General features: G+C 70.1%; 23 protein-coding genes. 11 read left to right on the top strand and 12 right to left on the bottom strand.

Annotation, left to right across the window (positions count from 1 at the left end; all coding sequences use genetic code 11):
• Positions 1-2: 2 nt before the first annotated feature.
• Positions 3-404 carry a PaaI family thioesterase gene (locus ACFVVM_RS10285; protein WP_387615709.1) on the bottom strand — a complete coding sequence of 134 codons (402 nt, stop codon included), beginning with the start codon at positions 402-404 and terminating at the stop codon, positions 3-5.
• A gap of 50 nt (positions 405-454) precedes the next feature.
• Between ACFVVM_RS10285 and ACFVVM_RS10290 the strand changes: the two genes are divergently transcribed.
• Positions 455-3,742 (top strand): hypothetical protein, encoded by a 3,288-nt coding sequence (locus tag ACFVVM_RS10290; RefSeq protein ID WP_387615711.1) that lies wholly within the window; start codon positions 455-457, stop codon positions 3,740-3,742.
• Here the strand turns inward: ACFVVM_RS10290 and ACFVVM_RS10295 are convergent.
• Both ACFVVM_RS10295 and ACFVVM_RS10300 read right to left on the bottom strand, forming a co-directional pair.
• Complete coding sequence (locus ACFVVM_RS10295) at positions 3,715-4,092, bottom strand: hypothetical protein (protein WP_387615714.1); 378 nt, start codon at positions 4,090-4,092, stop codon at positions 3,715-3,717. The genes ACFVVM_RS10290 and ACFVVM_RS10295 overlap by 28 nt on opposite strands.
• Positions 4,089-4,691, bottom strand: a complete 603-nt coding sequence (locus ACFVVM_RS10300) for a TetR/AcrR family transcriptional regulator (protein ID WP_387615717.1) — start codon at positions 4,689-4,691, stop codon at positions 4,089-4,091. Before ACFVVM_RS10300 ends, ACFVVM_RS10295 begins: the two co-directional genes overlap by 4 nt.
• Before the next feature lie 64 nt (positions 4,692-4,755).
• On the opposite strand from ACFVVM_RS10300, the gene ACFVVM_RS10305 reads away from it, so the two are divergent.
• Positions 4,756-5,757, top strand: a complete 1,002-nt coding sequence (locus ACFVVM_RS10305; RefSeq protein WP_387615720.1) for a saccharopine dehydrogenase — start codon at positions 4,756-4,758, stop codon at positions 5,755-5,757.
• Positions 5,758-5,763: 6 nt separating this feature from the next.
• On the opposite strand, the gene ACFVVM_RS10310 is transcribed toward ACFVVM_RS10305, so the two are convergent.
• A complete protein-coding gene (locus ACFVVM_RS10310; RefSeq protein ID WP_387615723.1) occupies positions 5,764-6,810 on the bottom strand; it encodes a fused (3R)-hydroxyacyl-ACP dehydratase subunits HadA/HadB in 1,047 nt (348 codons plus the stop codon).
• Positions 6,811-6,934: 124 nt separating this feature from the next.
• On the opposite strand from ACFVVM_RS10310, the gene ACFVVM_RS10315 reads away from it, so the two are divergent.
• Complete coding sequence (locus ACFVVM_RS10315) at positions 6,935-7,369, top strand: Fur family transcriptional regulator (RefSeq protein ID WP_387615726.1); 435 nt, start codon at positions 6,935-6,937, stop codon at positions 7,367-7,369.
• Between the two features lie 11 nt (positions 7,370-7,380).
• Positions 7,381-9,609: a catalase/peroxidase HPI gene (katG, locus tag ACFVVM_RS10320; RefSeq protein WP_387615729.1), complete on the top strand. Its 2,229-nt coding sequence runs from the start codon at positions 7,381-7,383 to the stop codon at positions 9,607-9,609.
• 79 nt (positions 9,610-9,688) lie between these two features.
• Here the strand turns inward: katG and ACFVVM_RS10325 are convergent, their stop codons facing one another.
• The gene (locus ACFVVM_RS10325) at positions 9,689-10,153 is read right to left on the bottom strand and encodes an SRPBCC family protein (RefSeq protein WP_387615732.1); all 465 of its coding nucleotides are present in this window, start codon (positions 10,151-10,153) and stop codon (positions 9,689-9,691) included.
• 57 nt (positions 10,154-10,210) lie between these two features.
• Positions 10,211-10,621 carry a nitroreductase family deazaflavin-dependent oxidoreductase gene (locus ACFVVM_RS10330; RefSeq protein WP_387615735.1) on the bottom strand — a complete coding sequence of 137 codons (411 nt, stop codon included), beginning with the start codon at positions 10,619-10,621 and terminating at the stop codon, positions 10,211-10,213.
• 123 nt (positions 10,622-10,744) lie between these two features.
• Between ACFVVM_RS10330 and ACFVVM_RS10335 the strand changes: the two genes are divergently transcribed.
• On the top strand, positions 10,745-11,557 hold the full coding sequence (locus ACFVVM_RS10335) for a metal-dependent hydrolase (protein ID WP_387615738.1): 813 nt from the start codon (positions 10,745-10,747) through the stop codon (positions 11,555-11,557).
• Here the strand turns inward: ACFVVM_RS10335 and rox are convergent.
• Together rox and ACFVVM_RS10345 are read right to left on the bottom strand one after the other, a co-directional pair.
• On the bottom strand, positions 11,503-12,927 hold the full coding sequence (rox, locus tag ACFVVM_RS10340) for a rifampin monooxygenase (RefSeq protein ID WP_387615741.1): 1,425 nt from the start codon (positions 12,925-12,927) through the stop codon (positions 11,503-11,505). The genes ACFVVM_RS10335 and rox overlap by 55 nt on opposite strands.
• Positions 12,928-13,197: 270 nt before the next feature.
• Complete coding sequence (locus tag ACFVVM_RS10345; RefSeq protein ID WP_387615744.1) at positions 13,198-14,085, bottom strand: alpha/beta fold hydrolase; 888 nt, start codon at positions 14,083-14,085, stop codon at positions 13,198-13,200.
• Between the two features lie 80 nt (positions 14,086-14,165).
• On the opposite strand from ACFVVM_RS10345, the gene ACFVVM_RS10350 reads away from it, so the two are divergent.
• The 3 genes from ACFVVM_RS10350 to ACFVVM_RS10360 all read left to right on the top strand — a co-directional run bounded on the left by ACFVVM_RS10350 (position 14,166) and on the right by ACFVVM_RS10360 (position 16,964).
• On the top strand, positions 14,166-14,792 hold the full coding sequence (locus tag ACFVVM_RS10350) for a winged helix-turn-helix transcriptional regulator (RefSeq protein WP_387615747.1): 627 nt from the start codon (positions 14,166-14,168) through the stop codon (positions 14,790-14,792).
• Between the two features lie 118 nt (positions 14,793-14,910).
• Entirely contained in the window at positions 14,911-16,167 is a 1,257-nt protein-coding gene (locus tag ACFVVM_RS10355; protein WP_387615750.1) for a lipase family alpha/beta hydrolase, read from the top strand.
• Positions 16,164-16,964, top strand: coding sequence for a HugZ family protein (locus ACFVVM_RS10360; RefSeq protein ID WP_387615753.1), 801 nt, complete (start codon positions 16,164-16,166; stop codon positions 16,962-16,964). Before ACFVVM_RS10355 ends, ACFVVM_RS10360 begins: the two co-directional genes overlap by 4 nt.
• A 39-nt stretch (positions 16,965-17,003) precedes the next feature.
• On the opposite strand, the gene ACFVVM_RS10365 is transcribed toward ACFVVM_RS10360, so the two are convergent.
• Together ACFVVM_RS10365 and ACFVVM_RS10370 are read right to left on the bottom strand one after the other, a co-directional pair.
• The gene (locus tag ACFVVM_RS10365) at positions 17,004-17,354 is read right to left on the bottom strand and encodes a hypothetical protein (RefSeq protein ID WP_387615756.1); all 351 of its coding nucleotides are present in this window, start codon (positions 17,352-17,354) and stop codon (positions 17,004-17,006) included.
• An 81-nt stretch (positions 17,355-17,435) separates the two neighbouring features.
• Entirely contained in the window at positions 17,436-18,020 is a 585-nt protein-coding gene (locus ACFVVM_RS10370) for an HdeD family acid-resistance protein (protein WP_387615759.1), read from the bottom strand.
• A gap of 172 nt (positions 18,021-18,192) precedes the next feature.
• On the opposite strand from ACFVVM_RS10370, the gene ACFVVM_RS10375 reads away from it, so the two are divergent.
• Positions 18,193-19,167: a glycosyltransferase family 9 protein gene (locus tag ACFVVM_RS10375; RefSeq protein WP_387615762.1), complete on the top strand. Its 975-nt coding sequence runs from the start codon at positions 18,193-18,195 to the stop codon at positions 19,165-19,167.
• Here ACFVVM_RS10375 and ACFVVM_RS10380 read toward each other — a convergent pair.
• Complete coding sequence (locus ACFVVM_RS10380; RefSeq protein WP_387615765.1) at positions 19,149-19,490, bottom strand: ArsR/SmtB family transcription factor; 342 nt, start codon at positions 19,488-19,490, stop codon at positions 19,149-19,151. The two genes, ACFVVM_RS10375 and ACFVVM_RS10380, sit on opposite strands and share 19 nt — an antisense overlap.
• Positions 19,491-19,752: 262 nt before the next feature.
• Here ACFVVM_RS10380 and ACFVVM_RS10385 point away from each other — a divergent pair, with 262 nt between their 5' ends.
• Positions 19,753-20,433 carry a M23 family metallopeptidase gene (locus tag ACFVVM_RS10385; protein ID WP_387615768.1) on the top strand — a complete coding sequence of 227 codons (681 nt, stop codon included), beginning with the start codon at positions 19,753-19,755 and terminating at the stop codon, positions 20,431-20,433.
• Positions 20,434-20,436: 3 nt separating this feature from the next.
• Here ACFVVM_RS10385 and ACFVVM_RS10390 read toward each other — a convergent pair whose 3' ends face one another.
• The gene (locus tag ACFVVM_RS10390; protein WP_387615771.1) at positions 20,437-21,342 is read right to left on the bottom strand and encodes a LysR family transcriptional regulator; all 906 of its coding nucleotides are present in this window, start codon (positions 21,340-21,342) and stop codon (positions 20,437-20,439) included.
• A gap of 91 nt (positions 21,343-21,433) precedes the next feature.
• Between ACFVVM_RS10390 and mqo the strand changes: the two genes are divergently transcribed.
• The gene (gene mqo, locus ACFVVM_RS10395; RefSeq protein ID WP_387615774.1) at positions 21,434-22,891 is read left to right on the top strand and encodes a malate dehydrogenase (quinone); all 1,458 of its coding nucleotides are present in this window, start codon (positions 21,434-21,436) and stop codon (positions 22,889-22,891) included.
• Positions 22,892-22,902 lie beyond the last annotated feature (11 nt).

Raw genomic sequence — 22,902 nt, forward strand, 5'->3', positions numbered from 1 at the left:
GCCTACAGCACCGCCTGCGTCTGGGTGACCTTGGCGACGAGTTTGTCGGCGTCGTCGCGGATCTCGGTCTCCACCACGATGAAGCTGCGGCCCGCGTGCAGCGGGCGGGCAGTGGCCACCGCGTAGCCCGAGCGCACGGCCCGCAGGAAGTTCGTCTTGGATTCGACCGTGGTGGTGCCCTGTTTGCCCTCGGGCAGGTTCAGGAACGCGCAGACCGCGCCGGTCGCGTCGGCCAGCGACATCAGCACGCCGCCGTGCAGGGCTCCGCCCAGTGTGCACAGGCTCTCGTCCCACGCCAGTCTGCTACGGACCAGTTCCGGGCCGTGTTCGAGCACCTCGACACCGAGTTTCGCGGTGAACGGCATGGTCGTGTGAAACAGTTGCGTGCCCTCGGTATCGGTCATGAATCGAGCATGCCAGCCCCCTGTGACACGGGGCGACTACGGTGGGCGGCGTGGGGAGAACATTGCTCGAGGACGTCGCGACGCTGTCGATACCGCAGCGGATGCGGAAGCTGGCGCTGACGGCCCGACAACTGGCCGGGACACCGGAACTGGACCGGCTGCTCGCCCAGATCGCCGAGGACGGGCGATACGGCCGCCGGACCGCCATCTACCTGGCCATGATCAGCGGCGCGCCCGACTATCCGCGCTCGCACCTGGATTCGCCGGATCCGGCGACCGCGGGCTGGGCGCTGACGGCATCCATTCGGCTCGGCATCGAACCCGCGGCGGTCCTCGACCGCATACCGGTCGCCGCGCGCAGCACGCGACAGAGCGTCTACCGAGCGCTCGGTGCCGGTGGACACGCTCAGCTCGCCGACGCGCTGCTCCCGGTGGTGCGAGCGCGATTCGGGGACGGCGAGGCAGCGCGGGTGCTGCCCTCGTGTTCGGCGGCGGTGATCGCCGCGTGGCTGCCCGACCTCGCCTACGCGGTGCCGAGCTGGACAACCCTGTGCCGCAGGCAGATCGGTGTCGTCTTCGAGTTCGTGACGAGTCGCGCGCCGACCGCGAGCCGCGCCGAGTGGCGGGAACTGTGGTCGTGGCTGACCGCCCAGCCGCACGCGGCGGCCGAATTCGACGCGGACCGGCTGCTCGCCCTGGCCGCGGCCGCGGTCGAACAGGTCTCGATCGAGTCCTTGAACCCGGTGGTCGGCGCGCTGGCTCGACACGATCCACGCGCGGTGGCCCGCTTGATCCTGCACCCCAGCGGTCACGGACGGAACCTGGCGGGCAAGGCGTTGTGGCAGGCACTGCGCGCGCTGCCCGACGAGGAACTGCGCGAGCTCTATCTCGCCTGCCGAGGACAGGACAGACGCCGGTTCCTGCGCGTCTTCCCGCCGTCGCGCCGGGCCGCGCTCGCCGCCGCCGACCTGGTGCGCCCCGGGATCTCCCCGGCCGCCGTCGATGTCGGCGTGCTCGACGAACTGCCGGGCCCCGCGCGATACGCGCTGGCCCGCGAGCTGCTCGCCCGCCCGGGTGCCGAGGTACCCGAAGTGGCCGATCGGCTGACCGCGCGGCTGCCGTGGCCGGAAGCGAAACCGGCACTCGCCGTGTCGATCCGGCGTCCCACCGCCGACGAGCGTGCCGTCGCCTATCCGCTGCTGGTCACCGCGGCTGTCGGCAGCCGCGATCCGCGAGTCGTCACCGAGCTGCTCGGTCTGCTGGCCGGCGTGCGCAACGAACGGGATCCGGTGCGCAATCCGGTCCTGCGCGCGGTCGCCGCGATCCCGATGTCACTGTGGCGCACGGAGCACCTGCCCGGGCTCGAGCAGCTGACGAGCGACGCCTTGCAGGCCCGGGACCGCTCGTGGACGACCAGCAGCGCCGTCGTCACCCTCGCCCACACGCTGTTCGTGTGCGCGGGCCGGTCGGTCGAACCCGCCTTCACCGAGACCGCCCTGCGGATCTTCACCCACCTCACCGACCTGTCGCGCGCACCGTCGCTGTACGGGCTGCACCGTGACCTGCCGCCCGGCGCCGAACACCGCCTGTTCGCGGCGCTCGCTCCCCGGCTCGCCGCGGATGCCGCTCGTGATCGGTGGGACCTGTGCCTGAGTCTGGCCACCGGCCTCGAACACCGCGCCTACGACATCCCCGAGTTGCAACGGCTGCTCGTGCGCGCCTGCGCCGCGTCCTCGGACTCGACCGTCCGGCACGCGGTGGAGCTGGCACTGGCCGCGCCGGCGACCCGCGACGCCCACCTCGACGAACTCCTCGCCGAGGACCGCTCGCTCAGCACCCTGCCGTTGGTGCAGGAGCTGATCAGCCTCCGCCGGACCGACCTGCTCGACGGCCTGCTGGACACCAGAACGCCGGGCCGGTTCCAGTCGCCGGACGTGGTGTTCGTGCCGATGTTCCTCAGCGGGTTCGCGCGCTGGTCAGCACACCACCTCGACCGGTACGCCCGACTGCTCGACGACCATGCCCGTGGCCGGGAGACACCGGGGTACGAGCAGCTGACCGCGGTCCGCCAGCTCGGCAGGTTGCCGGGCAGTCTCGCCCGGCTGACGTGGTTCGCCGACAACGGTGAGTTCGTCGTCCGCGAAGCCGCGCTCACCGCGCTCGGCGGCAGCGACGAGCCCGAGCGGGCGATCACCGTCCTCAGCCGCCGGGTCGATGACGACCGGGCGCGCGTGGCGGTCGACGGCATCGCCCGGTGCGCCCGGTCCATCCCGCCGGAGCGGTTGTCGACCGTCCTTGCGCCACTGCTGAATTCGCGCAAGGTCACCGCGGTCAAGGAGGGCATCCGGGTGCTCGCCGCGCTCCACGCACCCGACGCGGTGCCGATCATCGGCGAGCTGGCCACCCGAACGGACGCGCATCGCGACGTCCGGCGAGCGGCCGTCTTCGCGACCCGGTATCTGCTCGAGCACGACGAGGCGTGGAGCCTGCTCGCCGAGGCCGCCGCCGACCCCGAAGTCGCGAGCGCGATCCTCGACATCGGCCCGGCCCTGCTGCCGATTCCACAGCGGCGGCGATTCGCGGCCCTGGTGCGTGATCTGGCCGCACAGCCCGACCCGCGCCTGGCGGGACCGGCGCTCGACGCACTGGCCAGGTGGCGGCGTTGGGCCGCCCCGGGTACCGATGAAGTGATTGTCGACCGGCTGACCGACCTCACCGTCGTCGGACTGTGGCGCAGTGCCGTGCGCGCCCTGTTGTCCGGGGTCGAGGCGGGCGCCGACCCCGCGGGACTGCTCAGCGCCGTGGACCGATTGCGCGGTGACGAGTTCGGCACGGTGGGCCGCGATCTTCCTGCGCAGCAACGTCTTTCCACTCTGCTGGCGCAGCTGACCGCCACTGTTCGCGATCACGACGAGGCCCTGTCTGTCGCCGTGCCCGTCGCCGCACTGCTCGCCGACGATCCCCTTCGCCACGAGCAGGTCATCGACCTCACCCTCGCCACCGTGCGCTGGCACGACTCCGCCGAGGCGGTCGCGGCGATCGACCGGGCGGCGCGGTACGCGACCGGGGCGCTGGTCACCCGGCCCGCACAGCAGCTCACCCAGCGGCTGACGCGCGATCTCGACACCGCAGCGCCCGACCCGTTGCACGCCACCGCCACGGAACTCACGGCCCGACCCACGGCGTCGACCGCCCTGGCCGCACTGACCCTCGTCACCCACGGCGGGCGAACGTTCGGCTGGACACCGCCCTGGACCGATCTCCTGATCAGCCTGCGCACCCACCCGGATGTCGATGTCCGTCGCAGCGCCTACACGGTGTTCACCACTGCGGAGTAGTACGTCGAAGACCTGGAGCCGCTGTCGTCAGTGCCGACGCTGCCGACGATCAGGTCCGTCGGTGCCGCGAACGCGCTCACCGCGTCCAGGAACGGGGTCGCGCCCCGCGCCCTGATCCCAGCTCCGCGATGGACCTCGGCAGCGAGTACCCCGTCAGCGCCGGTGTTCACCGCGCAGTAGTGCCCGGCGGCTGGGGTCAATGGCCACCACACGCCGACGATCATGTCGGTCAGGGTTGCGGTCGCATCCCTGACCGAGCTCGCTCCGCGATCGAACGCGGCGGCACGTGCCTCGGCGGCGCGCACAGTGTGCTCACCTGCCGCGGACCAGCACCCGGCGGCCAGGGTCAACGGCTCACCACGCCGACGCTGCCGACGATCAGGTCGGTCAGGGCCGCGGTCGCTTCCCCGGCCGAGCTCGCTCCGCGATGGAGTTCTGCGGCCAAGGTCTCGGCGGCGCCGAGGATGCCGACGCAGCGCAACCGCAAGGCGGCGGTGGGCAGGGTCGAGTAGGGCTGGAGGGCGTCGGCCATCCAGTCGCGGTAGGTGTCGAGCATGTCCTGTTGGATGCGCTGGACCTGCGGGTTGCCTTTGAGTGCGGCTGAGATCTCGTCGAATTCGGGGATGTCGGTGGCGCAGGCGAAGTAGGCGGCGCTCATGACGCGGGCGATGTCGTCGATGGTGGGCGCGGCGTCGTGGACCGCCTGGCGGGTGGCAAGGCGGTGGCGTTCGTCGAGGCGGCGGTACAGGGCCAGCAGGAGGTCGGGGCGGGTGCCGAAGTGGTCGTAGACGATCGGTCTGCTCACGCCCGCGGCCTCGGCGAGGGTGACCAGAGTCAGTCCGTCGGTGCCGTTTTCGCGCACCATCGCCAGCGCGGTGTCGAGCAGCTGTTCGCGGCGCGCGGCCTTCGACATCCTCGATCGGGGCGGCATCGTCCTCCCTTGCGTCATGGTCCCAGTTTAGCTACAAAGAGTAGGTTACAAAATGTAGCTTAGTGGCGTGAAGGGAAATCCCATGGCGAACGAGACATCCGTACTGATGTTGGGCGGCTCAGGGCAGGCGGGGACGGACACGGCGGCCCTGCTGCGCCGATGGCATCCGACACTGCCGTTGACGATCGCGGGCCGCGATCTCGACCGCGCGCAGCGGGTCGCCGACGACCTCGGCAACGCGACGGCCGTGTCGATCGACCTGACCCGACGCGACCTGGGACTCCCCGCCGACGCAGCCCACTCGGCCGTGATCACCACCCTCTGGGACAATCGCCTCAACGGGCTGCACTACGCACAGGATCACGGCGTGCCGTATCTCAGCATCTCCAGCGGACTGCTCGACATCGGCCCAGAGGTGGTCGCCGCAGCCCAACGGTCAAGTGCCGCACCAGTTCTGGTAGCCAGTCACTTCGTGGCCGGACTTGCCGTGCTGGCGATTCTGGACGCGGCGCGGGAGTTCGAACACATCGACACCATCGGCGTCGGGGCACTTCTGGACGAGACCGATACCGGCGGACCCGCGGGGATCGCCGATCTCGAACGGTGGTCGACGGTCACCGCCGCGGGCCTGATCCGCCGCGACGGCGTGTTCACCTGGCTCGCCGAAGCCGACGCCCAGGCACCGATATCCGCGATCGACGGAACCGTCTTCCCCGGTCAGAGCATTCCGATTCCGGACGTGCCCAGCGTGGCCCTGGCCACCGGCGCGCCGAATGTGCGCTTCGACTTCGCGGTCGGCGAGACCCCGAGCAGGCGGCGCGGCGAACCCGCCTCGATCGAGATCAGGATCGATCTCACCGGAACGGACTCGGCGGGCGAGCCCCTCAGCACGAGCCGCTACCTAGTCCACCCCGCCGGACAGCGGCCCCTGACCGCCCTCGGCATCGCACTGGGTGCCGAACGCCTGCTCGGTCTGCGCGGGAATCGGCCCGCGCCGGGCATCCACACCCCGGAGTCCCTGGTCGATCCCGCATACGCGGCCGAACGGATGGCCGAGGCCGGGACGCTCATCGTCCCGGCCTGACCGGGATCAGCGGAAGCGCAGGTTCGCGGTGGCGAGGCCGTAGATCTTGCGGCCGCCGGACTTGGCCACGATGGCGATCACCGCGGTGCGGGTCTCCGGGTCGAGGGACTTCACGCGCCCGGTGTACTCGACCTGCCCGCCGGTGCGCCCGACCACGGTGGGGGCCGACAGGCGCACGCCGTAGCGGGTGACCGCGCCGGGGTCGCCCGACCACGCGGACAGGAAACCGGCGCCGAGGCCCATGGTGAGCATGCCGTGGGCGATGATGTCGGGCAGGTCGGCCAGCTTCGCGATGCTCTCGTCCCAGTGGATCGGATTGCCGTCACCGGAGACGCCCGCGTAGTTGACCAGATCGCCGCGCGACAGTCGCGCGTCACGCAGCGGGAGCTCGTCACCGACGGTCAGCTCGTCGAACGACAGCGTCGTGCCGGGGACGCGCGCCGCGCCTTCGGCGGAGAGCTGGATCTCGCCTTCCGGGCGACGCGGCAGCTCGCCGGCCTCGGCCGGAGCCTCGTCGGCATCGCGACCACCGAACACCTTCACCCCGTGCACCATCACGTTCTCCACCGCGCGGGTGATCTCCGGGTCGATCCCGTCGTCCCCGGTGATGCCGACCACGGTGGTGTGCATGATGTGCACCGTCTCCCCCGTCTGGTCGGCGAAGGTGTTGGTGACGGTGATCAGGTCCTTGCCCGCGATCCGGCGCACCGAGGACAGCTCGACGTCGACCACGAGCCGGTCACCCGCCACGATCGGCTTGTGCTGCTCGAAGACCTGCTCGGTCTGCACGAACATGTCGTAGCCGACCACGACCGATTCGAACAGCGTGCGATTGGCCGCCATGGCCGGGATGGAAACGAAGGTCAGCGGGGCGACCAGGCCCGAGTAGCCGAGCGCGGCCGCGGCATCGGTGTCCCAGTGCGCGGGGTGGAAGTCCTGCACCGCGCGCGCGTACTCACGAACCTTCTCGCGGCCGACCTCGTAGACGTCCTCGACCCGGTAGTAGTGCCCTACCTTCGACGCGACATCGGGGGCATCGACAACGGAAGTCACTTTTGATCACCTTCGGTTCGGGGAACGGACACCCGGCAGGGTAGTCGACTCCCCGAGGCGACGCGCCAGATCTTCTTCGCGAAAACGCTTCCACTCTTAACTTGAATGAGTCATAATCTTGAATGTGTCAACTTCGGCGGATTTCGAACGGATGCTCCGTGAAGCCTCACTGCGCGTCACCGCACCGCGTCTCGCGGTGCTGACCGCCGTGCACGAGCATCCGCACGCCGATACCGACACCATTCTGAGCCGAGTCAGGGGAACCCTCGGCGCGGTGAGTCATCAGGCCGTCTACGACGTCCTGCGTGCGCTCACCGCCGCCGGACTGCTCCGGCGGATCCAGCCGATGGGCACCGTCGCTCGATACGAGAGCCGTGTCGGTGACAACCATCATCACCTGGTGTGCCGATCCTGTGGGCTGATCGTCGATGTCGACTGCGCTGTCGGCGAGGCGCCCTGTCTGACCGCCATGGACGACCACGGTTTCGTCGTCGACGAAGCCGAGGTCATCTACTGGGGCCACTGCCCGGACTGCTCGATGACACCACCTCCCTCCTGAAAGGATTCACCGTGCCCGAGGAACACCCACCTATCGCGGAAGCCAACACGGAACCCGGTGAGAATGGTTGCCCCGTCATCTCGCATCGTCCCTACGCGTCCGCGGACGCCAGGGGCAGCAACCGCGACTGGTGGCCGAACCAGATCAATCTGAACATCCTGCAGAAGAACCAGCCCGTCGCCAATCCCTACGGCGCGGACTTCGACTACGCGGCCGAGTTCGCCACCCTCGATCTCGCCGAGGTCAAGCGCGACATCGAGCAGATCATGACCACCTCCCAGCCCTGGTGGCCTGCCGATTTCGGGCACTACGGCCCGCTGTTCATCCGGATGGCCTGGCACTCGGCGGGCACCTACCGCGTCGGTGACGGTCGTGGCGGCGCGGGCGCCGGTCTGCAGCGGTTCGCACCGCTCAACAGCTGGCCCGACAATGCCAGCCTGGACAAGGCGCGCCGCCTGCTGTGGCCGGTGAAGAAGAAGTACGGCCGCAAGCTGTCGTGGGCCGACCTGCTGGTCTACACCGGCAATGTCGCGCTCGAGTCGATGGGCTTCGAGACCTTCGGCTTCGGCGGCGGCCGCGTGGACGGCTGGGAGCCCGAGGACGACGTGTACTGGGGTCCCGAGCGCACCTGGCTCGGCGACGAGCGCTACACCGGTGAGCGCAACCTCGAGCGCCCGCTGGCCGCGGTCCAGATGGGCCTGATCTATGTGAATCCCGAAGGCCCCAACGGCAATCCGGATCCGATCGCCGCCGCCATCGACATCCGCGAGACCTTCGCCCGGATGGCGATGAACGACGAGGAGACCGCCGCGCTGATCGTGGGCGGGCACACCTTCGGCAAGACCCACGGTGCCGGTCCGGCCGACATGGTCGGCCCCGAGCCCGAGGCCGCCCCGCTCGAGGAGCAGGGCCTGGGCTGGAAGAGCTCCTTCGGTACCGGCGTGGGCGCGGACGCGATCACCAGCGGCCTGGAGGGTATCTGGAACAGCACCCCGATCACCTGGGACAACAACTTCCTCGAGACCCTCTACGGCTACGAGTGGGAGCTCAGCAAGAGCCCCGCGGGCGCCCACCAGTGGATCCCGAAGGACGGCGCGGGTGCCGACACCGTGCCCGACCCGTTCGATCCGAACAAGAAGCGCACCCCGGTCATGCTCACCACCGACCTGTCGCTGCGCTTCGACCCGATCTACGAGCCGATCACCCGCCGCTGGCTGGAGAACCCGGCCGAGCTCGCCGACGCGTTCGCCCGCGCCTGGTACAAGCTCACCCACCGCGACATGGGGCCCGTCTCGCGCTATCTCGGTCCGCTCGTCCCGTCCGAGGAACTGCTGTGGCAGGACCCGGTCCCCGCGCGCACCGGAAAGCTGATCGACGACAACGACATCGCGGCGCTCAAGGGCCAGATCCAGGCCGCGGGCCTGACCGTCGCCCAGCTGGTGACGACGACGTGGGCGGCGACCTCGTCGTTCCGCGGCAGCGACAAGCGCGGCGGCGCCAACGGCGGCCGCATCCGCCTGCAGCCGCAGGCGGGCTGGGAGGTCAACCAGCCCGATGAGCTCGCACAGGTCGTGCGGGTGCTCGAGGGCATCCAGGACACCTTCAACGCGGCGGGCGGCGCCACGGTGTCCTTCGCCGATCTGGTCGTCCTGGCCGGCGCGGTCGGTGTCGAACAGGCCGCGCAGGCCGCCGGTGTCCCGGTGACGGTCCCGTTCACCCCGGGTCGCACCGATGCCACCCAGGAACAGACCGACATCGAGTCCTTCTCGGCGCTCGAGACCCCCGCCGACGGGTTCCGCAACTACCTCGCCAAGGACGCCCAGGTCCCGGCGGAGTACCTGCTCGTCGACAAGGCGAACCTGCTCACCCTGAGCGCGCCGGAGATGACCGTGCTGGTCGGCGGTCTGCGGGTGCTCGGCGCGAACTACCAGCAGTCCCCGCTGGGGGTGTTCACCGAGACGCCGGGCGCGCTGACGAACGACTACTTCGTCAACCTGCTCGACATGGGCACCGAGTGGGCGCCCTCGGCCGCCGACGACAACACCTACGAGGGCAAGGATCGCGCCACCGGGGCGGTCAAGTGGACCGGTAGCCGGGTCGACCTGGTGTTCGGGTCGAACTCCCAGCTGCGGGCGGTCGCCGAGGCCTACGCGACCGACGACGCGAAGGAGAAGTTCGTGCACGACTTCGTCGCCGCGTGGACCAAGGTGAGCAACCTGGACCGGTTCGACCTGTCCTGATCTCCCCTGCCGTGAAACGAAACACCCTGCGACTCGTCATGAGTCGCAGGGTGTTTCGCTGACCCCCCTCAGGGACAGCTCAGTCCTGGCCGGACTCCGCGAGCACGGCCAGCCGGTCCACCGAAGCCTGCAGCTTGTCGGCGGTGGTGGCCTTGGCGCGCACCTGGCGCAGCTCGTCGTGCAGTTCGGTCCAGTCGTAGGTGTGGGTCACCCGGGTGTGGGTGTCGTCGATCGGCTCGAGCTCCCAGCGCCACAGGTGTCCGGGCGGGGTCTTGTCGCGCTCGGAGGGGTTCCACGCGATGCGGCGGCCCTCTTCGAACTCGACGATGTGGTTGTCGCGGTCGGCGCCGTTGGTCAGGGTGGTGGTGAACACGTCACCGACGGCCTTGACCCGCTGGCCCGGAATCGCCTGCGCGAGATTGTCGTTGCCGTCCCAGCGCGGCTGCTGCGCGGGATCGGCGATCAGTTCGAAGATCGCGGCGGCACTCGCCGCGATGTCGCGGGAAGCGTGGACGATGCGGGGCGCGTCGATGGTTTCGGTCACCGGGCGATGAAACCAGCAGCTCACCCACCCCGGCAACCATTCCGCTCGAGCCCGCGACTAACTCGCGCGGTACACCGCGAAGACGGGGATCTCGCGGCTGGTCTTCTCGCGGTACTCGGCGAAGCCGGGCAGCAGTTCCGCCATCCGGTCGAACAGCGCGGTGCGCTCGGGATCGTCGACGAGTTCGGCCTTCGCGGTATAGGTTTCGCCCGGAACCTCCACGGTGAGCGCCGGATTCGCGACCAGATTGTGGTACCAGGCCGGATGCTTGTCGGCGCCGCCGTTGGAGGCGATCAGCACGATCCGGTCGCCGTCGGGCAGGAAAACCAGCGGGTTGGTGATCGCGCGCCCCGACTTCGCGCCGGTCGTGGTGATGATCACCATGTTGTCGCGGCCCTCGAACATGCCGCCGACCCGGCCACCGTTGGCCCGGAACTCGGCGATCACCTGGTCGTTGAATGCGCTCATCGTCGTCCTTTCGCAGTGGCGGTCTTCCTTCGCCAACGATCACCGCGCACCGAACATTCCATCCGGTAGGCAGCCCTTCCTCGGCATATGCGTCGCGATGGTGACGTCCGCTAACGTCCAGGGGTGCTAGGACATTCACATGCGGCCAGTGGCGCGCTGGCCTGGGCGGCCACCGCCGCGGCCATGCCGCTCACGGTCGCCGCCTTTCCCCTGTTCGACAGCGAGACAACGCGATTCGGCGTCGCCGAGCTCATCATGGGCACCCTGCTCACCGCGGGCGCCGCGCTGCTGCCGGACGCGGATCACCCCAACGGGACCATCTCGCACGTGCTCGGCCCGGTCAGTCATCACCTGTGCCGCTTGATCTCGCACCTGTCGGGCGGGCACCGCAAGGGCACCCACTCGCTGCTGTTCGTCGTCGTCGCGGTCGCGGCGACCTGGGCCGGGGAGCACTATCTCGGCCGGCCCTTCACCCTCGCGGTGGTGTTCTTCCTGCTGGCCCTCGCGATCCGCGCACTGCACCTGTGCCCGCCCGGCAAGAACGCCCGCAGCTACGGCACCGTGATCGTGCTGGCCTCGGCGGGCACCTTCGCCGTGCACCAGTGGATCGTCGACCGGCCTGCCTGGCTGCCGATCTGCGTGGGACTCGGCTGCCTGGCGCATCTGCTCGGCGACTGCCTCACCGACCGCGGCTGCCGCCTGTTCTGGCCGCTCCCGTTCCGGACCAGGCTGCCGGTGATCGAGCGAACCGGGAACAAGGTGGAGACCTGGGTGATCGCGCCGCTGTTCGTGCTCGGCGCGATGGCCGCGCTCTGGTACGCGATCACCCAGCAGCAGGTGGGCGCGAACCCGCCCGCCCCGATGGCGGGAGTGGCCTCGGCTCAACTCACCGGCGCACCGAACCACCTCGACAGCGCGGCCGACAGCTCCCGCTGATCGTCACCGGCCCAGGCGATGTGCCCGTCCGGTCGCAGCAGGACGGCGGGCACGTCCAGGTCCTCGCTCACGTCGACGACGTGGTCGACCCGATCGGCCCAGCCGGTCGCCGCGAGCAGACCGGTCTCATCGAGCAGGAGTCCGCGGCCCTTGCGCGTCAGCTCATAGAGGCGGCCCCGCTTCAGCATTACGTCGCGCAACCGGGTGCCGACCAGTTCGTGTCCGACACCGAAGTCGTAGCGGATCGCCGTCGCGGTGATCTTCTCGGTGAGATGGCGGTTCACCTCGTCGAAGTCCATGAGTTCGGCGAGCAGCGCGCGCACGGCCCGAGCTCCCGGATCCAGTACCATGAGCGACATCTGGGCGCGGGTGTTGACCAGGACATCGGCCGCCACCGGGTGCCGCTCGGCCTGGTAGCTGTCGAGCAGCGCCGCCGGGGCCCAGCCGTCGATCGCGGCGGCCAGCTTCCAACCCAGGTTGAAGGCGTCCTGGATGCCGAGGTTCAGGCCCTGACCGCCGGTCGGCGGGTGGATGTGGGCGGCATCGCCCGCCAGGAACACCCGCCCGACCCGGTACCGCTCGGCCTGGCGGGTCGCGTCACCGAACCGCGACAGCCAGCGCGGGGAGTGCACGCCGAAGTCCGTGCCGCCGACCGCGATCAGTTGCCGCTTCAGCTCGTCCAGGGTCGGCGCGACCGCGCGGTCCTCGGCCACCCCGGCGGCCGGCACGATGACGCGGTAGGCACCGCTCGCGAGGGGCATCGCGCCGAAGCGCAGGTGCGTCTTGCGGACCTCGGCCGTCACGGCGGCCAGCGTCTCCGGGGACGCGGTCAGTTCCACCTCGCCCAGCAGCGTCTCCACGGTGGCCGGCTCGCCGGGGAAGTCGACGCCGAGCAGCTTGCGCACGGTGCTGCGGCCGCCGTCGGCGCCGACGAGGTAGCGCGCACGCAACCGGGTGCCGTCGGCCAGGTCGACACGCACCTCGTCGTCGTCCTGGCTCAGCCCGGCCACCGCGGTGCCGCGCCGGATCTCGGCGCCGAGTTCGAGGGCGTGCTCGGTCAGCAGCCGATCGGTGACGGGCTGCGGGATGCCGAGCACGTAGCCGTGCGCGGTGTCGAGGGTGGGCGCGGATTTCGGAATGGCGGCGAAGAACCCGCCGACCGGGTGCTGCGTGCCCAGCGCGAGGAACTGTTCGAGCAGACCGCGCTGGTCCATGATCTCGATGCTGCGCGCGTGCAATCCCAGTGCGCGCACGACCTCGGTCGGCTCGGCCTCCTTCTCCAGCACCACCACCCGCACACCGTGCAACCGCAATTCGGCGGCGAGCATCAGGCCGGTGGGTCCGGCACCGGCGACGATCACATCAATCATGAGCAGACTCCACTGTTTCCGCAGGTACCAGGGTTCGGCCGATGATTGTGCGCCATCACCCGGGCCTTGCCGCAAGCCCCGGGGTGCGCTATATGTTGAAAGAGGCAAGGAGTTCGCGAACTCCTTGCCTTTGTTGTTACCGCCCTTCCTTCCCCAGCTTCGGTCGGCGTAGCCGACCACTTCCGGGTCTTAGCATCGCACCAACATGTGTTGATGCGCATATCGCGGTATCTGGATGGAATTCTGCATAGTGCGACCGGACCGCACGACTCAGCGCTGCACCGCCGCCCACTCACGGAGCGCGGCAACGAACTCCTCAGGGGCGTCGGATTCGACGTAGGTGCCCGCTCCCTCGACGACCACGGTCGTGTGGTCGGGGAAAGTCGCTTCCAGGCGCTCGCGCTCCTCGGGACGGAAGGCGATGTCGGCGTCGCCCCAGATGATCAGCGTCGGCAGGTGGGCGATGTCGGCCAGTCCGGCCTCGACCTCGGCGAAGAAGTCCCGGCTGGCGAGGACCCGGCCGGGAAACACGGCGGAGGCCTGGCGCCGCTCCGGGGTGTCCAGCGCCCGGCGGTAGTGGGCCATCTCGGCCGCGGTCACCTTCCGCCTGCGGTGGCACGCGGGCAGGAACCAGTTGACGAGGACGTTGAACCGCCGGACCAGGAACCGGAACGGCGGCCCGCCGATGACGCGCCCGAACCACTCGAAGTGGAAGACGCCATTCACCGGCCATGCCCAGGTGTTGGCGAGGACCAGCCGATCGAAGACATCCGGCCGCCGCTGCGTGACCGCGATCCCGATCATGCCGCCCCAGTCCTGCCCGACCAGCGTCACGCCGTCGAGGCCGAGGGCGTCGACGAACCCGGTGACGACGTCCGCGTGTTCCTCGGGCAGGTACCGGTAGCCGGGTTTCGGCGTCGACAGCCCGAAGCCCGGGTAGTCGAGGGCGATGCACCGGAAGTCGTCACGCAACGCGCGGATCACGTCGCGCCAGAGGAACGACCAGGTCGGATTGCCGTGCAGGAACAGGAGTGTGGGCCCCGATCCCTCGTCGACGTAATGCACGGTGTGCCCGTCGATGTCGACGAATCGACTCTCGAACGGGAACAGTTCCTCGTCGACCCAGCCGGGCCGCACGCTCTTGGTGGTATCGGCCATGGTGGCCCCCTTCGGGCTCGGCATCGGTATACTTGAGAATCTCACGTGCACTTGAGAAGTTCAAGCGATTGAAGGAAATGATGCGTAGCTACGGCCAGTACTGCGGGCTCGCCCGGTCCCTCGAAGTCGTCGGCGACCGGTGGAACCTGCTCATCGTCCGCGAGCTCCTCATCTCCCCCGCCCGCTACCGCGACCTGATCGACGGCCTGCCCGGCATCGCGACGAACATGCTCGCCGACCGGCTCCGCGACCTCGAGGCCGCGGGCGTGGTCGAGCGGCGGTTGGCCGACGAGGGCAACGCGGTCGAGTACGCCCTCACACCGTGGGGCGCCGAGTTGCGCGGGCCGATCGAAAGCCTGCTCCGCTGGTCCACCCCGCTGATGGTCCGCGGCCCCGAAGGCGACGCCTTCCGTCCCGAGTGGCTCGCCCTCGCCGTGCCCGCCCTGCTCGACACCCGGGTCGAGGTCCGCCCCTCGGCGACGGTCGGCCTCGACATCGGCGGCCCGCGATGGCAGCTGCACGCGACGCAATCCGGCTTCGAGGTCGGCCCGCACGATGGCCGCGCCCTCGACGCCACCGTCCGCGCCGAACCCCCCTGCATCCTCGGCCTCGCCGCCGGGGCCCTCACCCTCGGCGACGCCCGCGCCTTCGGACTGGTCGAGATCGACGGCGACGAGTCCGTCGTCCGCGCCGTCTTCGCCGCCTGACAGACCCGCTCCACCAGGTTCGGGGCGGCAGCACAATCAGGGGCCGCCCCCGTTGTGACGAGGCGAGAACTCGACCCGAGCTCACCAAATTTCAGTGCACAGTTGTACTCTCAAACTTGTGACCGAGCAGCTCCCCCAGTCCCAGGCCGAAGTACAGGCGCTCACGCGCCTGGCGGGCGACGAATTCGTCGGTGCGGTCGACGGGATCGCGGCCATCCACCGCGCCATTTCCGATCGGGTCTTCGCGGCGGTGCGGGTCGGCGTCGGCGCCGCCGCCGATCCGGTGAAGCTCGTGCACGACGCGATCACCGACGGCGTGTACGCGGTGGTCGGCGGGACCGGCTTCGTGGTGGGCGAGGTCGCGAGCGCGGTGCAGTTGCCCGGCGTCACCGCGCCCTCGCGCACCGTGTGGGGCGCGGGCGTTCTCGCCGCGATCCAGGGGCTCATCGGGGACACGCTCCAGGACGAGTCGCCGATCCTGGCCTCCCCCATGACCTTTCGGGTCGACGGCGCACCCGTGCCGCCCGAACAGCTCGCCGCCCATGTCGCCGTGCCGACCACCCGCTTGGTCGTACTGCTGCACGGACTCGTCGAGACCGAGCACGCCTGGCGCCTCGGCGGCCGCCCCACCTACGGCGAACGGCTCGAGGAAGAGCTCGGCTACACCCCGGTCTCGGTCCGCTTCAACTCCGGCCTGCACATCTCCGAGAACGGCGCCCAGCTGCGCGCCCTGCTGGCCCGGCTGGTCGCGAGCTGGCCGATGCCCGTCCACGAGATCTGCCTGATCGGCCACTCCATGGGCGGACTGGTCGCGCGCAGCGCCTGCCATCAGGCCGAGGACGCCGGCGACGAGTGGGTGCGCGCGGTCCGGCAGCTGGTGTGTCTGGGCTCCCCGCATCTGGGCGCGCCGCTCGAACAGCTCGTCCACCACGCCTCGGCCGTGCTCGATCTGCTGCCGGAGACCCGTCCGCTGAGCGGACTGTTGCGCAGGCGCAGCGCGGGCATCCGGGATCTGCGGCAGGGCTCGCTGGTCGACGAGGACTGGCGCGACCTCGATGTGAACGCCCTGCGGGCCCGCGCGGTGCGGGAGGTGCCGCTGATCACCGGTGCCGACCACTACTTCGTCACCGCGACGATCACCCGCAGCCCGAAGCACCCGCTCGGCGTGGTCATCGGCGACGGCATGGTGCTCACCGGCAGCGGATCGGGACGCGGGCGCACCCGGCGCATCGGATTCGACGCGGTCGACGGGCTGCACATCCCCGCCGCCAACCATTTCAGCCTGCTCAACCACGACGCCGTCTACGAGGCATTGCGCGGATGGTTGACGAGCGCACCCCGAAGAGCGGCCGCGGTGGATACCCTGTGGCCATGACTCTCGACCACGGCGACCCCGGCGACGCACCCGCCATCCCGCTGCCGACCGCTCCCCTGGCCAACGAGGCCAGCCCCTCGGCGGCCGAAGAGGCGCGAACGATCGCGGCGGCCACCAATATCGGCACCCTCGCGAGCCTCACCGCCGACGGCGCGCCGTGGGCCTCGTTCATCACCTACGGACTGCTCGACGGTGCCCCCGTGCTGACCGTGTCGAAGCTGGCCGAGCACGGCCGCAATCTGGCCGGTGATCCGCGCGCGAGCATCGCGATCGTGACACCCGACATCCCGGCCGATCCGCTGGCGGGCACCCGGATCACCCTGGCCGGCGTGGTGGAACGCCCGACCGGCGCCGAGGCCGAGGCGGCGCGGGCCGCCCACCTGGCCGCCGTGCCCGCGGCGCGGTACTACATCGACTACAGCGACTTCACGCTCTGGGTGCTGCGCGTGCAGCGGGTGCGCTGGGTCGGCGGGTACGGGCGCATGGATTCGGCCTCGGCCGCGGAATACCTGGCCGCGCAACCGGATCCGATTGTCCCGCAGGCCGCTCCCGGCATCACCCATCTCAATGCCGACCACGCCGAGGCGCTGCTGGCGATGGCCACGCACCTGGGCGGGTTCCCCGACGCCACCGCCGCGACCTGCGAGCGGGCCGACCGCTACGGGCTGCAATTGCGGGTCGAGACGCCGCGCGGAGTGGCCCGTACCAGGGTCGGCTACGCGCAGCCGCTCTCGGAGATCGGCGAATTGCGCGCGGCGACGGTCGAATTGGCGCGCCGGGCCCGCGCGACGGACTGATCGCGCGCCGCGATCGCGACGTGGTGTCCGCTGGAACCCTCAGTTCCAGAGGACCGCGACGAGCACGTTGACGATCGCGAGCCCACCGGCGGCGTCGGTCATCCAGTCGATCTGCTTGCCCCGCTTCGCATCGCCCCTGCCGATTTCGGCGAAGGCCGCCACGGCCACCGAGATGGCGAGCTTCACGGCCAGCTTGGTGGTGTCGGGCTCCTTGCCGAGCGACTCGACGCCCGAGGCGAGTCCGGCCAGGATCACCCCGGTGATCAGCTGGGCCCGCGCGCCCCACACCATCAGCTCCGACACCACCGGCCGGGCCGCGACATAGCCGCCGACGACCGCGGCCATGCCGAGCAGATGGGTGACAACCACCAGGTTGTAAACGAATTCCATGGGTGCCGAGGGTAGTTCACCGAAAACGGCCGGTACCCGAAGGCACCGGCCGTTTTCCGACGATCTCTTCCCGTGTCGGGACTACCGCGCCTGCTCGTCCAGCAGGTGCGATTCCTTGCGGACGCCGAAGGCGGTGATGATCTCCATGACACCGATGACGATCAGGAAGATGCCGACTACCCAGATGAGGGTGGCCATGGAGCCGATCGGCCACACGATCAGCACGACACCGGCGAGCGCGCTGATCAGGCCGTAGAACACCTGCCAGCCGCGCCCGGGCACGCTGTCCTCCGACAACGCCGAGAACAGGACCGCGATACCGCGGAACAGCCAGGCGATGCCGACGAACAGGCCGAGCAGCACGATCGAGGTGATGTCGTCGCGGAAGCAGAACACACCGATGATCAGCGACAGCACACCACTGATGAACGAGAGCACCCGGAAGCTGGTGCTGGGCAGATGGGTGAAGGCCGCGACGAGTTGGAAGATGCCGCTGACCACCATGTAGATGCCGAACAGCACGCCCGCCACGAGCAGTGACGGACCGGGCCACACGAGCACGATGATGCCGAGGACCACCGCGAGGAGGCCGGTCACCAGGATTGTTTGCCAGGTCTTCTTGGCAAGAGCCGCAATTGGGCTCTCCAGCACGGTATTTGTCGTCATGACGAGATGTTATGCCGATGCGCTCTGGTTTTCCCGATATTAGCTGGAGCCGTGATCGTGTCGCGATCAGTCCGCGTGCGGCGAATCGGCGGCCGGAGCCGCGCGGTGACAACCGCCACGCTTGCCGTTGCACGCACGTTTGGTCCGGTCTCGAGCCGGGTAGGAGAAGGGAGTGTCGGTTGTACTCGTGCTGCAAGCTCGGGGCCTCGGTGAACTCCTCGCCGCGGTCCCGGCTCTGCGTGCCCTGCGCCGGGCCGAACCGCAGAGCCGGATCGTGCTGGCGGCGCCGCATCGACTGGCCCAGATCGTCGACCTGATCTCCTCGGTGGACGAGATGGTCGCCATCGCCGATCCGGCCGCCCTGATCTGGGACCGCCCCGCGCCCGAGCTGGCGGTGAATCTGCACGGGCCCGACGGCGCGAGCGCGCGCGCCCTCGCCGATACCGGCGCGGCGCGCATCATCGGCCACCGCACGCCCGGACTGCCCAAGCTGGCCGGTCCCCGCTGGGATCCCGACGCGCACGTGGTCGACCGCTGGTGCAAGCTGCTCGAGTCCGAGGGCATCGCCGCCGATCGCCGCAATCTCGGCCTCGTCCCGCCGGTGGCCACGTTCAGCCGCCGCGATTGCGTGGTCGTGCACATCGGCGCGGGCGCGCCCGCGCGACGCTGGCCGCCGGAACGCTTCGCCGCCGTGGTGCGGCACCTGCTGGTACTGGGCCGTGACGTGGTGGTCACCGGCGATCCGTTCGAACGCGATATCGCGCGGCAGGTGGCAGCGCAGGCCGGACTGCCCGACGACCGGGTGCTCGCGGGCCGACAGAATCTCACCGACCTCGCGGCGACCGTCGCCGAGGCGGCACTGGTGATCAGCGGTGACACCGGCGTGGCCCATCTGGCGACGGCCTTCGGCACCCGCACGGTGGTGCTGTTCGGCCCGACGCCGCCGCGCCGGGGCGGACCGCCCGCTCACCTGCTCGGCAGGCACGCGGTGCTGTGGGCAGGCCAGGTGGGCGATCCCGAGGGCCGCGCCCCCGACCCCGGCCTGCTGCGGATCGGGGTGCCCGAGGTGGTCGCGGCGGTGGACGCGCAGCTGGACAAGCAGGACTGGGCCGAGTCGTCTCGGTCGCGCTATCGCCGGGTGGGCTGAGCGGGCGCATCGGGTCCGGCGGCGGCGCGCAGGGCGGCGGCATGGGCGGCCAGCGCACTGGGCCAGAACTGATCGAGATAGTCACGGGCGTCGTTGAGGCCGCGGGGGTCGAGCGAATACAGGTGACGGTTGCCGTCGCGGCGCATGCTCACCAGGTGGGCTTCCCGCAGTACGCGCAGATGCTGGGAGGCCGCGGAGCTGGTGATTCCGGTGGCGGCGGCGAGGTCGGCCACCGAGCGCGGACCCTGCGGCAGCGATTCGAAGATCGCGCGCCGAGTGGGGTCGGACAGTGCCGTGATGGCTCGGACTCCGTTAGCGTCCACTGAATCAGTGTCCTCGGGAATCGGTCGCTCGGCAATGATCTTGAGTCCTGGGCATTTCGCCCGGTCGCCCCGAGAATGTAAAGGATTCGTTAGAGTATCGTTATAGATCAACTGGGGTTATAGCGCTTCGTGATCGCAGCCACAGGATTCGCCGGGCAAGTCACGGTTTCGCTACGTTCGAGACATGTTCGTGACCAACCCGTTATCTGCTCGAGTCTCCGACGCCTTCGCTGGTCGTTGGGGAGGCGTTGTCGCGGGTGCGGTGGCTTTGTCCGCACTCGTGGGTACCTCCGTCGCCACCTTCAGTGAGCCCGGCCCCGTTCCCAACACCACCATCGCGGCGGACGCCACCGAGGCCATCGGCACCGGCCAGTCGCCCTACCGCTTCACCGCCTACACCCCCACCGAGGCCCAGGGCCCGCAGGGCGAGTCCCCGGCGTCGGCGCCCATCGCGTGGGAGGAGCACCGCGAGGCGGTGGCCCTCGAGCTGCCCGCGATGCCGTTCATCGCTCCGCCCCCGCCGCCGCGCCCGCAGACCGTTCGTCCGGTCAACGGCCGCCTGACCTCCTACTACGGCCCCCGCTGGGGCGCCGCGCACAACGGCATCGACTTCGGCGACCCGATCGGCGCGCCGGTCTTCGCCGTCACCGACGGTACCGTCATCGAGACCGGACCGGCCACCGGCTTCGGCCTGTGGGTCCGCGTCCAGCAGGACGACGGCACCATCGGCGTGTTCGGTCACGTCAACGAGATCCTGGTCCAGCCCGGCCAGCACGTGAACGCCGGTGACGTCATCGCCACCGTCGGCAACCGCGGCCAGTCGACCGGCCCCCACCTGCACTACGAGGTGCACGTGCCGGACGGCTCGCTCTACGGCGCCCCGATCGACCCGCACCCGTGGCTCGCCGCGCGCGGTATCGACGTCGGCGTCCCGCAGGACTGATCCTCACCAGCCACTGATCCCCACCCGACGGGCGATCAGGAATTCCCGAAGCCGCGCGACCGCGAGCGTCGACCCATGGTCTCCCGAGACCAGGCCGATCTCGCGGTCGCGTTCGCCATCGATGCGCACGACCACCAGGTCCGGCTGCGGCACCTCGGCGGCGGGCAGCAGGGCGACACCGAGTCCCAGCGCGACCAGCGCGCGCACGGTCTCGAACTCGGTGATCTCGAACAGCACCCGCGGGGCGAAACCGGCTGCGGCACACCAGCTGTCGAGGAGCGCGCGCAGCTGATAGCTGGGCGGGTTCGCGATGAATGTCTCCTCGGCCAGCTCCGCCAGATCGACGCGCGTGCGCCCGGCCAGCGGATGGGTGCGGGCCACGTGCAGCTCGATGCGCTGGCGGCCGAGCGCGACCGTCGGCAGGTCGGGCGGGGGCGGGATCATCACGGCCAGATCGAGGCGGCCCGCACGCACCTGGTCGGCCAGCTCCTCGCCGTGCGCCTGCACCAGGTGCAGACGGATCCGCGGTGCCCGCGTGTGGAACTGCGCCAGCAGCGCGGGGATGCTCACCGGGCCGAGGGTGAGCGGGAAGCCGAAGCGGACGAGTCCGCTCTCGGGGTCGGCATCGGCACGTACCCGGTGCACGGCGTCGTCGAGCGCGCGGACCAGCCCGCGCGTGCGTTCGTGGAGTTCGTGCCCCTGCGGGGTGAGCGCGACACCGCGCCCGATCGGCTGGAACAGCGCGACCCCCAGCGTCTGTTCCAGCGTCTTGATCCGGCGGCTGAGCGAGGACTGCGGCATGCCGAGACGCTCGGCCGCCCTGGTGAAGTGCCCCGTCTCGGCCGCCGCGTCGAAGGCGGCCAGCAGCGGGGCCAGCGCCTGGGCACCCACCTCCGCGTAATCATCCATATCCGGATCATATCCTCGGCGATTCCGTATTGGACGGATCACTCCCGTCGGCGTGACGATGGTTCCACCACGCTCACGGGAGGTTCTGACGATGCTCGACACAACCCGAACACCACGCGAATCCGATTGCCCCGACGACATTCTCGATGCGGTCCTGATCGGGGGCGGCATCATGTCGGCCACGCTCGGCGCCCTGCTGAGCACCTTGGCCCCGGACTGGTCCATCGCCCTGTTCGAACGACTCGGCGAACCCGCCGCGGAGAGCAGCCACCCCTGGAACAACGCGGGCACCGGCCACTCGGGGCTGTGCGAACTGAACTACATGCCCGATCCGGCCGACGGGACGAAGTCGGCCGGTATCGCTGAGCAGTTCGCGCTCTCGCGCCGGTTCTGGTCGGCACTGGCCCGGCGCGGCGACCTCGCCGGGACCGACACGTTCCTCACCCCGACACCGCATGTGACGGCGGTGTTCGGCGAGCGCGACATCGCCTACCTGCGCCGGCGGTATGCCACCCTGCGCGAACTCCCGGCATTCGCCGGAATGGAGTACACCGAGGACCGCGCGGTGATCGCGCAGTGGGCGCCGCTGCTGGTGCGCGGCCGGGCCGACAGCGAGGCAATGGCGGCGACCCGGCACCGAGGGGGCACCGATGTCGACTTCGGCGCGCTGACCAGGTCGCTGCTGGCGACGATGACCGCGGCGGGCAATGCGGTGCGCCTGCACCGGGAGATCACCGGGCTCAGCCGGGGCAGGGACGGTCTGTGGACCGTGCGCGGGCGTGACCTCGACAGCGGGCGGAAGTTCACGGTACGCACCCGTTTCGTGTTCGTCGGGGCGGGCGGGTACGCCCTGCGGATGTTGCAGCGGGCCGGGCTGCCCGAGGTCCGTGGCTACGGGGTGTTCCCACTGGGCGCCCAGTTCCTCCGCACCGACAACCCCGAGGTGGTCGCCGAGCACACCGCCAAGGTCTACAGCCAGGCGGCACTCGGCGCGCCGCCGATGTCGGTCCCGCACCTGGACCGTCGCGAGGTCGGCGGGGCGGCCGCGCTGCTGTTCGGGCCCTACGCCACCTTCAGCACCCGACTGCTGCGCCACGGCAGGCTCACCGATCTGTTCACCACGCTGCGCCCGCACAATCTCGTCCCCTTGCTCGCGGTCGGGGTGCGTAACCTCGATCTGGTGCGGTATCTGGTGACCGAACTGCTGGCGTCCCGGCGGCGCAAGTTCGCGCAGCTGCAGCGCTTCTACCCCACCGCCGATCCGGCCGACTGGACGCTGATCCAGGCCGGGCAGCGGGCTCAACTGGTGAAGCCGGCGGGTCGCTTCGGCGGCGTGCTCGAGTTCGGCACCGAATTGGTGACCGGCGCCGACGGGACCGTCGCCGGGCTGCTCGGCGCCTCCCCCGGCGCGTCGATCGCACCGTCGATCATGCGGGACCTGCTCGATCGCTGCTTCCCCGGGCGGCGCAACGAATGGGCGCCGCTGCTCGCCGAACTGCTCCCCGAGACCGGGGAGAGCACCCTTGACAGCAAATTGACGCCTTTGTAATTTACTAATAA

Origin of the sequence: Nocardia sp. NPDC058176, assembly GCF_042883805.1 — a bacterium.
Taxonomy (GTDB): domain Bacteria; phylum Actinomycetota; class Actinomycetes; order Mycobacteriales; family Mycobacteriaceae; genus Nocardia.

Excerpts from the sequence above, each read along its gene's own strand:
- ACFVVM_RS10285 (WP_387615709.1), bottom strand. The coding sequence starts at position 404 with ATGACCGATACCGAGGGCACGCAACTGTTTCACACGACCATGCCGTTC.
- ACFVVM_RS10300 (WP_387615717.1), bottom strand. The coding sequence starts at position 4,691 with ATGACGCAAGGGAGGACGATGCCGCCCCGATCGAGGATGTCGAAGGCC.
- ACFVVM_RS10305 (WP_387615720.1), top strand. The coding sequence starts at position 4,756 with ATGGCGAACGAGACATCCGTACTGATGTTGGGCGGCTCAGGGCAGGCG.
- ACFVVM_RS10330 (WP_387615735.1), bottom strand. The coding sequence starts at position 10,621 with ATGAGCGCATTCAACGACCAGGTGATCGCCGAGTTCCGGGCCAACGGT.
- rox (WP_387615741.1), bottom strand. The coding sequence starts at position 12,927 with ATGATTGATGTGATCGTCGCCGGTGCCGGACCCACCGGCCTGATGCTC.
- ACFVVM_RS10345 (WP_387615744.1), bottom strand. The coding sequence starts at position 14,085 with ATGGCCGATACCACCAAGAGCGTGCGGCCCGGCTGGGTCGACGAGGAA.
- ACFVVM_RS10350 (WP_387615747.1), top strand. The coding sequence starts at position 14,166 with ATGCGTAGCTACGGCCAGTACTGCGGGCTCGCCCGGTCCCTCGAAGTC.
- ACFVVM_RS10360 (WP_387615753.1), top strand. The coding sequence starts at position 16,164 with ATGACTCTCGACCACGGCGACCCCGGCGACGCACCCGCCATCCCGCTG.
- ACFVVM_RS10365 (WP_387615756.1), bottom strand. The coding sequence starts at position 17,354 with ATGGAATTCGTTTACAACCTGGTGGTTGTCACCCATCTGCTCGGCATG.
- ACFVVM_RS10370 (WP_387615759.1), bottom strand. The coding sequence starts at position 18,020 with ATGACGACAAATACCGTGCTGGAGAGCCCAATTGCGGCTCTTGCCAAG.
- ACFVVM_RS10390 (WP_387615771.1), bottom strand. The coding sequence starts at position 21,342 with ATGGATGATTACGCGGAGGTGGGTGCCCAGGCGCTGGCCCCGCTGCTG.
- mqo (WP_387615774.1), top strand. The coding sequence starts at position 21,434 with ATGCTCGACACAACCCGAACACCACGCGAATCCGATTGCCCCGACGAC.